General features: G+C 59.1%; 14 protein-coding genes. All 14 read right to left on the bottom strand.

Annotated features, from left to right (window positions below; translation table 11 throughout):
* Nucleotides 1-1,308, bottom strand: coding sequence for an NADH-quinone oxidoreductase subunit NuoF (gene nuoF / locus K6117_RS00495; RefSeq protein WP_425514669.1), 1,308 nt, complete (start codon nucleotides 1,306-1,308; stop codon nucleotides 1-3).
* A complete protein-coding gene (locus K6117_RS00490) occupies nucleotides 1,305-1,973 on the bottom strand; it encodes a complex I 24 kDa subunit family protein (RefSeq protein ID WP_221791830.1) in 669 nt (222 codons plus the stop codon). The genes nuoF and K6117_RS00490 overlap by 4 nt, the downstream gene beginning before the upstream one ends.
* A complete protein-coding gene (locus K6117_RS00485) occupies nucleotides 1,973-3,187 on the bottom strand; it encodes an NADH-quinone oxidoreductase subunit D (protein WP_221791829.1) in 1,215 nt (404 codons plus the stop codon). Before K6117_RS00485 ends, K6117_RS00490 begins: the two co-directional genes overlap by 1 nt.
* Nucleotides 3,184-3,819 (bottom strand): NADH-quinone oxidoreductase subunit C, encoded by a 636-nt coding sequence (locus K6117_RS00480; RefSeq protein ID WP_221791828.1) that lies wholly within the window; start codon nucleotides 3,817-3,819, stop codon nucleotides 3,184-3,186. Before K6117_RS00480 ends, K6117_RS00485 begins: the two co-directional genes overlap by 4 nt.
* 2 nt (nucleotides 3,820-3,821) lie before the next feature.
* Nucleotides 3,822-4,355 (bottom strand): NuoB/complex I 20 kDa subunit family protein, encoded by a 534-nt coding sequence (locus tag K6117_RS00475; protein ID WP_221791827.1) that lies wholly within the window; start codon nucleotides 4,353-4,355, stop codon nucleotides 3,822-3,824.
* Nucleotides 4,346-4,720 carry an NADH-quinone oxidoreductase subunit A gene (gene ndhC, locus K6117_RS00470; RefSeq protein WP_221791826.1) on the bottom strand — a complete coding sequence of 125 codons (375 nt, stop codon included), beginning with the start codon at nucleotides 4,718-4,720 and terminating at the stop codon, nucleotides 4,346-4,348. Before ndhC ends, K6117_RS00475 begins: the two co-directional genes overlap by 10 nt.
* A 257-nt stretch (nucleotides 4,721-4,977) precedes the next feature.
* Nucleotides 4,978-5,790, bottom strand: a complete 813-nt coding sequence (locus K6117_RS00465; protein ID WP_221791825.1) for an inositol monophosphatase family protein — start codon at nucleotides 5,788-5,790, stop codon at nucleotides 4,978-4,980.
* Between the two features lie 124 nt (nucleotides 5,791-5,914).
* Nucleotides 5,915-6,478: an elongation factor P gene (gene efp, locus K6117_RS00460; RefSeq protein ID WP_221791824.1), complete on the bottom strand. Its 564-nt coding sequence runs from the start codon at nucleotides 6,476-6,478 to the stop codon at nucleotides 5,915-5,917.
* Between the two features lie 55 nt (nucleotides 6,479-6,533).
* Nucleotides 6,534-7,223, bottom strand: a complete 690-nt coding sequence (thiE, locus tag K6117_RS00455; protein ID WP_221791823.1) for a thiamine phosphate synthase — start codon at nucleotides 7,221-7,223, stop codon at nucleotides 6,534-6,536.
* Between the two features lie 60 nt (nucleotides 7,224-7,283).
* Entirely contained in the window at nucleotides 7,284-7,826 is a 543-nt protein-coding gene (locus K6117_RS00450) for a glutathione peroxidase (protein WP_221791822.1), read from the bottom strand.
* Nucleotides 7,827-7,928: 102 nt separating this feature from the next.
* Nucleotides 7,929-8,837: a class I fructose-bisphosphate aldolase gene (locus tag K6117_RS00445; protein WP_221791821.1), complete on the bottom strand. Its 909-nt coding sequence runs from the start codon at nucleotides 8,835-8,837 to the stop codon at nucleotides 7,929-7,931.
* A 70-nt stretch (nucleotides 8,838-8,907) separates the two neighbouring features.
* Nucleotides 8,908-10,104 (bottom strand): phosphoglycerate kinase, encoded by a 1,197-nt coding sequence (locus K6117_RS00440; protein ID WP_221791820.1) that lies wholly within the window; start codon nucleotides 10,102-10,104, stop codon nucleotides 8,908-8,910.
* Between the two features lie 76 nt (nucleotides 10,105-10,180).
* Nucleotides 10,181-11,188 (bottom strand): type I glyceraldehyde-3-phosphate dehydrogenase, encoded by a 1,008-nt coding sequence (gene gap / locus K6117_RS00435; protein WP_221791819.1) that lies wholly within the window; start codon nucleotides 11,186-11,188, stop codon nucleotides 10,181-10,183.
* 20 nt (nucleotides 11,189-11,208) lie between these two features.
* Nucleotides 11,209-13,170, bottom strand: a complete 1,962-nt coding sequence (tkt, locus tag K6117_RS00430) for a transketolase (RefSeq protein WP_221791818.1) — start codon at nucleotides 13,168-13,170, stop codon at nucleotides 11,209-11,211.
* Nucleotides 13,171-13,258: the final 88 nt, after the last annotated feature.

The raw sequence follows: 13,258 nt of genomic DNA, 5'->3' as shown, positions 1-13,258 counted from the left end.
TTACTCCGCTGCCTCCTGATGTGCTGCGCCATGGGCTTCATTGATCCGACGCTCGATTTCCGGGCGGAAATGGCGGATCAGCCCCTGGATTGGCCATGCCGCTGCATCGCCCAGCGCGCAGATAGTATGGCCTTCAACCTGTTTGGTGACCTGTTGCAGCATGTCGATTTCGGAAATCTCCGCATCGCCGGTCCGCAACCGTTCCATCATGCGCCACATCCAGCCGGTGCCTTCGCGGCACGGCGTGCATTGGCCACAGCTTTCATGCTTGTAGAAATAGCTCAACCGGCTGATCGCGCGCACGATGTCGGTCGATTTGTCCATCACGATGACGGCAGCGGTGCCAAGGCCGGAGCCCAACGCCTTCAGCCCGTCAAAATCCATCGGCGCGTCCATGATCTGCGCGGCAGGCACCATCGGCACGGAAGAACCGCCCGGAATGACCGCCAACAGATTATCCCAACCGCCGCGAATGCCGCCTGCATGCTTTTCGATCAATTCCTTGAACGAAATGCCCATCGATTCCTCGACGACGCAGGGCGTGTTCACATGGCCGGAAATCTGGAACAATTTCGTCCCGACATTGTTTTCACGGCCAAAGCTCTTGAACCAATCGGCCCCGCGACGCAGGATTGTCGGCCCCACCGCGATGGATTCAACATTGTTGACCGTGGTCGGGCAGCCATAAAGCCCTGCCCCCGCCGGAAATGGCGGCTTGAGGCGAGGCTGGCCCTTTTTGCCCTCAAGGCTTTCCAGCATCGCGGTTTCTTCGCCGCAGATATAAGCACCCGCGCCGCGATGCACGAACACATCGAAATCATAGCCCGAACCCGCGGCATTCTTGCCAAGCAGACCGGCGGCATACGCCTCTTCCACTGCGGCGAAGAGTACCTTCGCCTCATAGATGAACTCGCCGCGAATATAGATATAGGCAGCGCGCGCGCGCATCGCGAAACCGGCAACCAACGCGCCCTCGATCAGCTTGTGCGGATCGTGACGGATGATTTCGCGGTCCTTGCACGAACCCGGTTCGGATTCATCGGCATTGATCACGAGGAAATTCGGACGGCCCGGCTTTGGCTCCTTGGGCATGAAGCTCCACTTCATCCCCGTCGGGAAGCCCGCGCCGCCACGACCACGCAGGCCGGAATTCTTGATCGTATCAATGATCGCGTCCGGCCCCGCCTCCAGCAATTTCTTGGTGTTGTCCCAATCGCCACGCTTGCGCGCCGCATCGAGATTCCACGGCTGAAAGCCATAGAGGTTGGTGAAGATACGGTCCTTGTCGGAAAGAGGTGAGGTGCTCACTTCCATTCCCCCCGATAATCGTGGTTTTCGGTCGCCATCGCCTGAAGCGCCGTCGGGCCGCCTTCCGGGCAGCTCGTCTGACGGTCGATCTGCGGACCGATTTTCACCGGCTTGCCCTCGGCCAAGGCCTCCAGCAGCGCCGACATGGTGTCATAGGTCAGGTCTTCGAAATTATCGTCGTTGATCTGGACCATCGGCGCATTGGTGCACGCGCCCAGACATTCGACCTCGGTAAGCGTGAACAGGCCGTCCGGCGTGGTATGCCCCTTGGACAGGCCCCGGTTCTTGCAGGCCGCCAACACATCGTCCGAACCGCGCAACATGCACGGCGTCGTGCCACAGACCTGCACATGGAAACGACCAACCGGTGCCAAATTATACATGGTGTAGAAGGTCGCGACCTCATAGACCCGCATATAGGCCAGGCCGAGTTGATCGGCGATATATTCCATCACCGGGACCGGCAACCAGCCCTGCGTGTTGGTTTCCGCGCCGACCTGACGCTGGGCGAGATCGAGCAACGGCATGGTCGCCGATTGCTGGCGACCTTCCGGATAGCGCGCGATGATCGTCGCCGCCTGTTTGGCATTTTCCTTCGTCCAGGCAAAATTGCCCCAACGAGCGCGGACTTCGGCTTCAGCCGGAAGCTGCGGTGCATCGGCCATTAGCGGTCACACTCCCCGAACACGATATCCATCCCGCCCAAAATGGCGGTTATATCGGCCAACATATGGCCCTTGGCCATGAAATCCATCGCCTGAAGATGGCTGAAAGCCGTCGGCCTGATCTTGCAACGATAGGGCTTGTTGGACCCATCCGAGACCAGATACACGCCAAACTCCCCCTTCGGGCTTTCCGTCGCGACATAGACGCTGCCTTCCGGCACGTGGAAACCTTCGGTGTAGAGCTTGAAGTGATGGATCAGGGCTTCCATCGACTGTTTCATCTCGCCGCGCTTGGGCGGCACGACCTTGCGGTCATTCGATGACACCGGACCTTCCGGCATCTCGCGCAGGCACTGCTTCATGATACGAGCCGATTGGCGCACCTCTTCAACGCGGACCATGAAACGATCATAGCAATCGCCACGGGTGCCGACCGGAATATCGAATTCCATCCGGTCATAAACATCATAAGGCTGCGAACGACGAATATCCCAAGGAATGCCGGAACCACGGATCATCGGGCCGGAAAAGCCCCATTTCAGCGCGTCTTCCTTGCTCACGGTCGCAATATCGACATTGCGTTGCTTGAAAATGCGGTTGTCGGCGACAAGGCTGATCGCATCTTCGAACAATTCCGGCAAACGGGTATCGAGCCACTCATCAAGATCGGCCAGCAGTTTCGCCGGGACATCCTGATGCACGCCGCCCGGACGGAACCACGCCGAATGCATGCGCGCGCCCGAGGCGCGTTCGAAGAAATTGAGGCAATCCTCACGAATTTCGAACAGCCACAGGTTCGGCGTCATCGCGCCCACATCCATCACATGCGAACCGAGGTTCAGCATGTGGTTGCAGATGCGGGTCAGTTCCGCGAACAACACGCGCAGATATTGGCCCCGCAGCGGCACTTCGATGTTCAGCAGCTTTTCAATCGCCAGCACATAGCTATGCTCCATCCCCAAGGGCGAGCAATAATCGAGCCGGTCGAAATAGGGCAAGGCCTGCAAATAGGTCTTATATTCAATCAGCTTTTCGGTACCGCGATGCAGCAGACCGACATGCGGATCGGCGCGTTCAACGATTTCGCCGTCCAGTTCGAGCACAAGGCGCAACACGCCATGCGCCGCAGGATGCTGCGGACCGAAATTGATAGTGTAGTTCTGGATGACCTCATCACCCGTGGTGGGCGAGGCTTCCGCGATCAGCTGGCTCATTTCGCAGCATCCCCCTTGGCATCGGCCTTTTCATCGCCGGGCAGGATATAATCCGCCCCTTCCCATGGACTCATGAAATCAAACGAACGGAAATCCTGCGCCAGCTTAACCGGCTCATATTTCACGCGCTTTTCTTCTTCCGAATAGCGCAGTTCGACATAGCCCGTCAGCGGGAAATCCTTGCGCTGCGGATGGCCGGTAAAGCCATAATCCGTAAGAATGCGACGCAGGTCCGGATTGCCTTCGAACAATACGCCATACATGTCGAACACTTCGCGTTCCAGCCAACCGGCCACCGGCCAGATGTCCGTCACACTTGGGACCGGCTGATCGTCATTGGCAGCGACATGGACGCGGAGGCGATGATTCTTCGTCACCGACAACAGGCAATAGACAACCTCGAACCGCGGATCGCGATCGGGCCAGTCCACACCGGCGATTTCCATCAACTGCTGATATTCGAGCTTGTCGCGCAAGGCGATGAGCGCATCGACAAGGCCGGTGCGCTCGACATGCAGGGCGATTTCGCCATGGGCTTCGACCGCATCGATCAAGGCCGGACCGATGGCGGCGCGGGCCGCATCGATAATGCCTTCATTGCTCGCGAATTTGGGGGCTGGATGCTGGATCATGATCAACGCTCAAACGTGCCGACGCGGCGGATTTTCCGCTGCAATTGCATCACGCCATATAACAGCGCCTCTGCCGTGGGCGGGCAACCGGGGACATAAATATCCACCGGCACGATCCGGTCGCAACCACGCACCACCGAATAGCTGTAATGATAATAGCCGCCGCCATTGGCGCAGCTACCCATCGAGATGACGTATTTCGGTTCCGACATCTGATCATAGACGCGACGCAAGGCCGGGGCCATTTTGTTGCACAGGGTGCCTGCGACGATCATCACGTCCGACTGACGCGGACTGGCGCGCGGCGCCACGCCAAAGCGTTCGAGATCGTAACGCGGCATGTTCACATGGATCATCTCGACCGCGCAGCAGGCAAGGCCGAAGGTCATCCACCACAAAGAGCCGGTGCGCGCCCATTGGAACAAATCTTCCGTGCTGGTAACAAGGAAGCCCTTGTTATCCAGCTCGGCATTGATGTCGTTGAAGAATGACGGATCGGGCGCTGTCCCCGGAACCGGTGCCAGATCTACTCCCATTCGAGAGCTCCCTTCTTCCATGCATAAGCAAAGCCGATCACAAGCTCGACCAGGAAACCCATCATCGCGAACCAGCCGGTCCAACCGATCTTGTCCAGCGAAACCGCCCAAGGATAAAGAAAGGCCGCCTCAAGGTCGAAGATGATGAACAGGATCGCCACGAGGTAAAAACGGACATCGAACTGCGCGCGCGCATCCTCGAATGCAGGAAAACCGCATTCATATTCCGCCAGCTTGTCCGCGTTCGGCTTATATGCGCCGGTCACGTGATTGAGCGCCATCGGGCCAAACACGAACAGGCTCGACAAGACCAACGCTACGCCGAGGAATAGCAGGATCGGCAGATATTCAGATAGATCGACCAAGGGAAGAATCCTGATTGCTGCGATAATGATTGGCGGGCTTTTAGGAGCGTCTTGCTCAGGCTGCAAGCATATAGGCATGCATTTTAGCTGTCACCTATTTTGCAGCGCATCATCGGCACAATTGCGCCAAAAATGGATGATTTTGTTCGCCTTTTGGCAGCAAGCCCGCGCCATATGCGCCAAGCCTCGCTAAGCTGCCGTTTTCAACGGTCGGCCAAGGGGCATTTATCCCCCCAAGCCGACCCGATTTGATGAAATTACCGAAGGCTCTGCGCGACCAATTTGTGCAACCGGCTATGCAGCGCATCATTGGCGGCCAAAAATTCACTGCGCTCAAGGCATTTGTCGCCACCACGGAAGTCAGTAACGAATCCGCCCGCCTCGCGCACGAGCAGCATCCCAGCGGCCACATCCCAATCTTTGAGATTGCTCTCCCAAAAACCGTCAAAGCGCCCCGCCGCGACCCAAGCGAGATCGAGCGACGCCGCGCCAAAACGGCGAATGCCAGCAACTTCCGGCGCAACCGCGCCAAAAATGCGGCTCCATTCGGCAAAATCGCCATGGCCAAGGAACGGAATGCCGGTCGCGATCAACGCTTCCGACATATCGCGCCGCGCCGACACGCGCAGGCGCTTATCGTGCAACCATGCGCCCCGACCCTTTTCGGCCCAGAAGCTTTCATCGGTCAGCGGCTGATAGACAAGGCCGGTGGTGATTTCGCGCTTGCCGTTCGTCTGCGGCTCTTCGACCGCAATCGAGATCGAGAAATGCGGCAGGCCGTGCAAGAAATTGCTGGTACCATCGAGCGGATCGACGATGAAGCGCGGCTTGTTCGGGTCGCCCGCGATTTCGCCACCCTCTTCCATCAGGAAACCCCAATCGGGGCGCGCCTTGCTCAATTCTTCGAACAAGGTGCGTTCGGCGGCTTCATCGGCCTTGGTCACGAAATCAGCCGGACCTTTGCGGCTGACCTGTAATTGCTGCACCTCGTTAAAGTCGCGGCGCAGCTTCGCCCCGGCCTTGCGCGCGGCGCGGTCCATGATGGTGAGCAATCCGGAATGGGCAGCCATTGGGTAATCCTTATCAGCCACATCGGGCCATTATATGTGTCGCCTGCCCGCGCCAATCAACAACGCAAGACATATCGCCATAACGGCGGCGCCTGCATCAGGGCCGCCACCATGCGATCAATGCTTAGTCGGCGCGCTTGACATAGGTCTGTTCATACACGTCAACGACCACGCGGGTGCCCGCGCCGATATGCGGCGGGACCATGATGCGCACGCCATTGTCGAGGATCGCAGGCTTATAGCTGGAAGAGGCCGTCTGGCCCTTCACCACGGCGTCGGCTTCGACGATGGTGGCTTCGATCTGATCCGGCAATTGGACGCTGATTGGGCGTTCTTCCCAAAGTTCCATCACCACGTCCATGCCGTCCTGCAAGAACGCCGCCGCTTCGCCGAGCAGATCGCGGGCCAAGGACACCTGTTCATAGGTTTCCTTGTCCATGAACGTCAGCTGGTCGCCTTCTGCGAACAGGAACTGGAAGTCCTTGGTGTCGAGACGCACGCGCTCGACCGTTTCCGCCGAACGGAAGCGGACGTTGGTCTTGCGGCCATCGATCAGGTTCTTCATTTCGACCTGCATATAGGCGCCACCCTTGCCGGGCTGCGTGTGCTGGATTTTCACCGCGCGCCACAGGCCCTTTTCATATTCAATGATGTTGCCGGGACGAATGTCGACACCGCTGATTTTCATGGGATCACCTGACAGTCTGAAATGGGAAAGAGCGTAAGCTGGCGCGGCCCTTAGCCTATGCGAGCACATCCGTAAAGCGCCTGATCGCCGCCGCCGGGCCTTGAGGGTCATTCCAGACTGCGCCGCTTACCGCGATAAAGTCTGCGCCCGCCTCGATCAAAGGCCGTGCATTATCGGGCGTGATGCCGCCAATCGCAACGCAAGGGAGACCAAACAGGGTCGTCCACCAACTCAGGAGGGAGGGTTCGGCCTGATGAGTCGTTTCCTTGGTCGTGGTCGGATAAAATGCCCCGAACGCGACATAATCAGCGCCCGCTTCGCCCGCTTCCATCGCAAGATGGCGGCTGTCATGGCAGGTTACGCCGATCTGCGCATCCGGCCCCAAGACCTCGCGCGCTTCTTTCGGATCGCCATCGCCCTGCCCCAGATGCACACCATCCGCGCCGAGGCGCTTGGCAAGGCTGATGCTGTCATTGACGATGAAGGCAACATCGAATTCAGCGCAAATCGCCTGCAATGGCTCGGCAAGTGCGGTGGCGGTGTGCTGATCCATATCCTTGACCCGGAACTGGAACGCCGCGACCGGCCCTGCCGATAGCGCCGCGCGCAGACGGTCGGGAAAGTCCCCGTCCACCTTTTCAGGCGAAATCAGGTATAATTGGCACTTCGGGCGACGATCGCGATCAAAACGGTCGGCAAAACCGGGGTCGAGCGAAAGGTCGGCGGGGTCAAAATCGTCATTCATGCCCCTCCCTCTAGCGATATTCGCTGGATCAAGCCAGAGGGAGGAAAATGAATTGGGTGCTTAGAGCGCGCCCTCGATTGCTGCAACCAGTGCCGGATCATTCGGGGCCGTGCCAGGGACGAAGCGGCCAATCACCGCGCCATCGCGCCCGATCAGGAATTTTTCGAAATTCCACAAGACTTCAGGCTCTTGCGTCGGCTCGATATTATGGCCTTTCAACATGCCACGGAACGCATCGCCATCGCCTGTCGCCTTGGGCTGTGCGCTGGTCAGCGCGGCATAGAGCGGGTGCTTGCCCTCGCCCGTCACCGGGATTTTCGCGAACATCGGAAAATCGATGGAGAAATTGGTGCGGCAAAAATCTGCAATCTCGTCATTGCTGCCCGGTTCCTGCGCGCCGAAATCATTGGCCGGGAAACCCAACACGACCAAGCCTTTGTCCTGATAGTCGCGATACAGCGCTTCCAACCCCTCATATTGCGAGGTCAGGCCGCATTTGGAGGCCACATTGACCACCAGCCGGACCTTGCCGGCATAATCGCCAAGCGAGCTATCTGCGCCCGCAATCGTCTTCAATGGAATATTTTCAATCGCCGTCGTCATGTTGCACTCTCCCAGTGGAATCGCGGGGAAGATGCAACAAAAAGGGGCAGGACAAAAGCCCCACCCCTCTTCAATTTTGCTTCACAAATGTGAAGAGAAATTTTATTCCTTGCCGGTGTAGATGTTGACCAGCTTGTCGAGCATCGCCAGCGCGTCGCCGCGCGGACGCTGGAAGGTGTTGCGACCGATGATCGAGCCATTGCCGCCGCCATCGCGAATGTCGCGTGCGTCCTGATAGACAGCGTCCGCACCCTTGGCGGCACCGCCCGAGAAGACGACCAGACGACGACCGTTGAAGCAGGACTTCACGACGTGCGAGACGCGCTTGGCCTGAGTCGAGGTATCGAGACCTTCATAGGCCTTTTGCGCGTCCTTCTGCTCGATATGGTCGCTCGGCAGCTTCACCTTGATGATGTGCGCGCCCAGCAATGCGGCCATATGTGCGGCATAAGCGCCGACGTCGAGTGCGAGTTCACCCGCCTTCGACAGATCGCCACCACGCGGATAGGACCACAACACGGTAGCGAGGCCGACCGACTTGGCTTCGGCAGCCAGTTCGCGGAATTCTTCCATCATGTCGAACACATCGTCCGCACCCGGATAGATGGTGAAGCCGATGGCCGCGCAACCAAGGCGCAACGCATCGTCGACCGAACCGGTCACGGCCTGATTGACGCCGGTGGCCCAGCTGTTCGAGCTGTTGACCTTGAGGATCGTCGGGATCTGGCCCGCAAAAGTATCTGCGCCCGCTTCGAGCATGCCCAAAGGCGCGGCATAAGCCGACAGGCCCGCATCAATCGCGAGCTGATAGTGATAATGCGGGTCATAGGCCGGTTCGTTGATCGCAAAGCTGCGTGCCGGGCCATGTTCGAAGCCCTGATCGACCGGCAGGATGATCAGCTTGCCGGTGCCGCCCAAACGGCCCTGCATCAGGATGCGATAAAGATTGGCCTTGGTCCCGGCATTGTCCGATTCATAGGCAGCGAGAATATTCTTGACGATCTGGCTCATATTTGGCTCCTGATTAATGCCGTCGCGCCCCCGCGACGGCTGGTCGCATGTCGTTGTTATTATATTATTATTAGGCCGTCAGCGCGGCAACGCCGGGCAATTCGCGCCCTTCCATCCATTCAAGGAACGCGCCGCCAGCGGTTGAAACAAAGGTGAAATCAGCCGCCGCGCCCGCATGGTTGAGGGCCGCAACGGTATCACCGCCACCGGCCACCGAAATCAGCGAGCCTTCCGCCGTCAGCGCAGCCGCCGTTCTCGCCAAGGCCACGGTGGCAAAGTCGAACGGCGGAATTTCAAATGCGCCCATCGGCCCGTTCCAGACCAAGGTCTTGCAGGTCTTGAGCACATCGCCGAGCGCTTCCACCGCCGCAGGGCCAACGTCGAGGATCATCTCGTCCGCCGCCACTTCATGAACGTTGATCGTGCGCGTCGGCGGGTTGGCGGCGAATTCCTTGGCCACCACCACATCATAAGGCAGATGGACCGTGCAACCGGCCTTATCTGCGGCATCCAATATGGCATCCGCCACATCTTTCAGATCATGTTCGCACAAGGATTTACCCACATCGACGCCACGTGCGGCAAGGAAGGTATTGGCCATGCCGCCGCCAATGATCAGATGATCGACGCGGGCGACAAGATGCTTGAGGACATCCAATTTGGTCGACACTTTCGCACCGCCGACAACGGCAGCAACCGGATGTTCCGGCTTGCCGAGCGCCTTTTCCAGCGCCTCCAGCTCCGCCTGCATCGCGCGACCGGCAAAGGCCGGGAGCAGATGGGCAAGGCCTTCGGTCGAGCAATGCGCCCGATGCGCCGCCGAAAAGGCATCATTCACATAAAGATCGCCAAGTGCGGCCATGGCGGCCGACAAGGCCGGGTCGTTCTTTTCTTCGCCCGCATGGAAACGGGTGTTTTCCAGCACCGCAATCGCGCCATTCGGCAATGCCGCAACCGCAGCCACCGCATCCCCACCTTGGCAATCAGCGATAAAAGCAACATCGCGACCCAACAATTTGGCCAGCGCCGGGGCAATCGGAGCAAGCGACATATCATCGCGGCGTTCACCCTTGGGACGACCGAAATGCGCCAGCACCAACACCTTGGCCCCACGGTCCGACAGTTCAGAAATTGTCTGAACAGTCGCACGCAAACGGGTATCATCGCTGATTTTTCCGTCCTGCATCGGCACGTTCAGATCTTCCCGTACCAACACGCGCTTGCCGGTCAGATCGCCCATATCATCCAAGGTTTTGAAGCTGCTCATATCACCCTTTGAAGTTAAGACTGTTTCATAAGAAGAACCCCGACGGGAGCATCCCGCCGGGGCTATTCATCTTGGTTCAGATCAGCTTGGCAATCGCACCGGCGGTATCGACCATCCGGTTGGAGAAGCCCCATTCATTGTCATACCAGCTCACAACGCGCACGAGCTTGCCTTCAAGCACGGTGGTTTCGAGGCTGTCGACGGTCGAACTGTTCGGGCAGTGGTTGTAATCGATCGACACCAAAGGTTCGTCCGAATAGCCGAGAATGCCCTTGAGCGGGCCATTTTCCGACGCCGCCTTCAACAGGGCGTTCACTTCTTCCACCGACGTATCGCGCGCAGGCGTGAAGGTCAGGTCAACCAGCGACACATTCGGGGTCGGCACGCGAATGGCCGAACCATCGAGCTTGCCCTTCAGTTCTGGCAGCACTTCCGCCACGGCACGGGCCGCGCCAGTGGTCGTCGGGATCATCGACATGCCAGCGGCACGCGCACGACGCATATCGCTGTGGATCTGATCGAGGATCTTCTGATCGTTGGTATAGGCGTGAATCGTGGTCATCAGGCCGCGTTCGATGCCGATGGCTTCATGCAGCACCTTGGCGACCGGCGCGAGGCAGTTGGTCGTGCACGATGCGTTCGACACGATCTTGTGATCGGCGGTCAGCTTGTCGTTGTTCACGCCGAATACGACGGTGAGGTCAACGCCCTTGGCCGGGGCCGAAATCAGGACGCGCTTGGCACCTGCGGTCAGATGCTTGCCAGCGCTTTCCGCATCGCAGAAGAAGCCGGTGCATTCGAGCGCGATGTCGATGCCATTGGCGGCATGCGGCAGATTGGCCGGATCGCGCTCGGCAGTCACCTTGATGCGCTTGCCATTGACGATGATGTCATTGCCATCGGCTTCGACCGTGCCAGGGAACGGACCGTGGACGCTGTCGCGCTTGAACAACAGGGCGTTCGACTTGGCATCGGCCAGATCGTTGATCGCAACGAGTTCCAGACCGCAGTCCGGACGTTCCAGAATGGCGCGCGCCACGAGGCGTCCGATGCGGCCGAAACCGTTAATGGCAACTTTCGTCATGTGTAACTCCCTTATGAATATCAGAGCTTTGCTTCGATCTGCGGAACAATATTCTCAACTGACAGCCCGAAATGTGCATAGAGACATTCCGCCGGTGCCGAAGCCCCGAATGTGTCGATACCGAAATTGAGGCCATCAAGGCCGGTATGAATTTGCCAACCGAGCGTCACGCCCGCTTCGATCGACACTTTGAGCGCATCGGCAGGCAACAGGTCGGCGCGATAGGCCGAGCTTTGCGCCGCGAACAATTCCCAGCTCGGCATCGAGACGACATCCGCGCCAATGCCCTTGGCTTCCAGCGCGTCCGCAACCTTGACGGCCAGTTCGACTTCCGAACCGGTCGCCATCAAAACGACCTTGCGCGCTGCCGTTGCGGCCCGGAGGCGATAGGCCCCCTTGGCGCAGAGATTTTCGCTGGCATCGGTACGAAGCTGCGGCAAATTCTGACGACTCAGCGCCAGCAATGCCGGGCCATGCTTGTTCTCCAGCGACAATGCCCAGCATTCCGCCGTTTCCACCGCATCTGCCGGGCGGAAGACGGTCAGGTTCGGAATGAGGCGCAGGCTCATTACATGTTCGATCGGCTGGTGTGTCGGGCCATCTTCGCCAAGGCCGATGGAATCATGCGTCATCACATAGACAACGCGGGCATGTTGCAACGCCGACATGCGAATGGCGTTGCGGGCATAATCGCTGAATACGAGGAACGTGCCGCCATAAGGAATAACGCCGCCATGCAGCGCCATGCCGTTCATCGCTGCCGCCATGCCGAATTCGCGAATGCCATAATAGATATAGCGACCCGAATAATCATTCTTGGTGAACGGCTGCGTCAACTTGGTCTTGGTGAGGTTCGAACCGGTCAAATCCGCCGAACCGCCGATCAGTTCCGGCATGGCTTTGGTGAACGCTTCCAGCGCCATTTCCGAAGCCTTGCGGGTCGCGACCTTGACCGGGTTCGCAATCAGATTGTCGAGATATGCCTTGGCGCCATTATCCTTGGGCAGATCACCCGCCATGCGGCGCAGGAATTCCGTGCCGTTGCTGGAGGCCGCAAGACGACCCTCCCATGCTGCGCGGGTAGCCGCGCCCTTCGCACCGGCCTGCTGCCATGCAGCGGCGATGTCGGCAGGAATGACGAACGGTTCGGACGTCCAGCCGAGTTCGGCACGGGCCGCCGCGATTTCATCGGCACCGAGCGGCGAACCATGGGTCGCGGATGTCCCCTGCTTGTTCGGCGCACCCTTGCCGATCAACGTGCGGCACGCGACAATCGACGGGCGCGGATCGGCGGCGGCTTCGGCCAGCGCACGGGCGATGTCGGCAAAATCATGGCCATCGCAGCTCGTGGTGTGCCAGCCGGTCGCCTGATAGCGGGCCAGCACATCTTCGCTCGACGACAATTCGACCGCGCCATCAATGGTGATGCGGTTATCGTCCCACAGCACATTCAACCGGCCAAGGCCAAGATGACCGGCAATGCCGATGGCTTCATGGTTGATGCCTTCCATCATGCAGCCATCGCCCGCGATCACCCAGGTGCGGTGATCGACCAGATCGTCACCAAACACGGCGTTCAAATGGCGTTCGGCCATCGCCATGCCGACGGCGGTGGCAATGCCCTGCCCTAATGGACCGGTGGTGGTTTCGACGCCCGGCAATTCATGTTCTTCCGGGTGGCCGGCGCAGGGGCTGCCCAATTGGCGGAAGTTGCGGATGTCGTCCATCGTCGGCTTGGCATAGCCGGTGAGGTTCAATAGCGCATAAATCAGCATCGAGCCATGACCGGCAGACAGCACGAAGCGGTCGCGATCGGCCCATTTCGGGGCCTTGGCATCGAATTTCAGGAAATCATTGAACAAGACGGTCGCAACGTCCGCCATACCCATCGGCATGCCGGGATGGCCAGAATTCGCGGCCTGCACGGCGTCCATCGAAAGGGCGCGAAGGGCATTTGCAAGTTGCGTTGGAGCGACAGTCATGTTTTTTCCTGACATTGTTCGTCAATGGAGGGCCGAGTCGTTTCAGCCCATCCGCGCGCGTTCCATGTCCGCAATCGCCGCCATCGTC

Source organism: Alteraquisediminimonas sediminicola (assembly GCF_019740335.1).
GTDB classification, from domain to species: Bacteria; Pseudomonadota; Alphaproteobacteria; order Sphingomonadales; family Sphingomonadaceae; genus Alteraquisediminimonas; species Alteraquisediminimonas sediminicola.
The sequence above is the reverse complement of the archived record's forward strand: the minus strand, read 5'-3'. Positions and strand labels throughout refer to the sequence as shown.

What these genes read in the sequence shown, in the direction of transcription:
- K6117_RS00445 (WP_221791821.1), bottom strand. Translation starts at nt 8,837, where the DNA reads ATGAGCCAGATCGTCAAGAATATTCTCGCTGCCTATGAATCGGACAAT.
- tkt (WP_221791818.1), bottom strand. Translation starts at nt 13,170, where the DNA reads ATGACTGTCGCTCCAACGCAACTTGCAAATGCCCTTCGCGCCCTTTCG.
- K6117_RS00465 (WP_221791825.1), bottom strand. Translation starts at nt 5,790, where the DNA reads ATGGCTGCCCATTCCGGATTGCTCACCATCATGGACCGCGCCGCGCGC.
- K6117_RS00485 (WP_221791829.1), bottom strand. Translation starts at nt 3,187, where the DNA reads ATGAGCCAGCTGATCGCGGAAGCCTCGCCCACCACGGGTGATGAGGTC.
- K6117_RS00440 (WP_221791820.1), bottom strand. Translation starts at nt 10,104, where the DNA reads ATGAGCAGCTTCAAAACCTTGGATGATATGGGCGATCTGACCGGCAAG.
- K6117_RS00450 (WP_221791822.1), bottom strand. Translation starts at nt 7,826, where the DNA reads ATGACGACGGCGATTGAAAATATTCCATTGAAGACGATTGCGGGCGCA.
- K6117_RS00480 (WP_221791828.1), bottom strand. Translation starts at nt 3,819, where the DNA reads ATGATCCAGCATCCAGCCCCCAAATTCGCGAGCAATGAAGGCATTATC.
- gap (WP_221791819.1), bottom strand. Translation starts at nt 11,188, where the DNA reads ATGACGAAAGTTGCCATTAACGGTTTCGGCCGCATCGGACGCCTCGTG.
- efp (WP_221791824.1), bottom strand. Translation starts at nt 6,478, where the DNA reads ATGAAAATCAGCGGTGTCGACATTCGTCCCGGCAACATCATTGAATAT.
- K6117_RS00490 (WP_221791830.1), bottom strand. Translation starts at nt 1,973, where the DNA reads ATGGCCGATGCACCGCAGCTTCCGGCTGAAGCCGAAGTCCGCGCTCGT.
- thiE (WP_221791823.1), bottom strand. Translation starts at nt 7,223, where the DNA reads ATGAATGACGATTTTGACCCCGCCGACCTTTCGCTCGACCCCGGTTTT.
- K6117_RS00475 (WP_221791827.1), bottom strand. Translation starts at nt 4,355, where the DNA reads ATGGGAGTAGATCTGGCACCGGTTCCGGGGACAGCGCCCGATCCGTCA.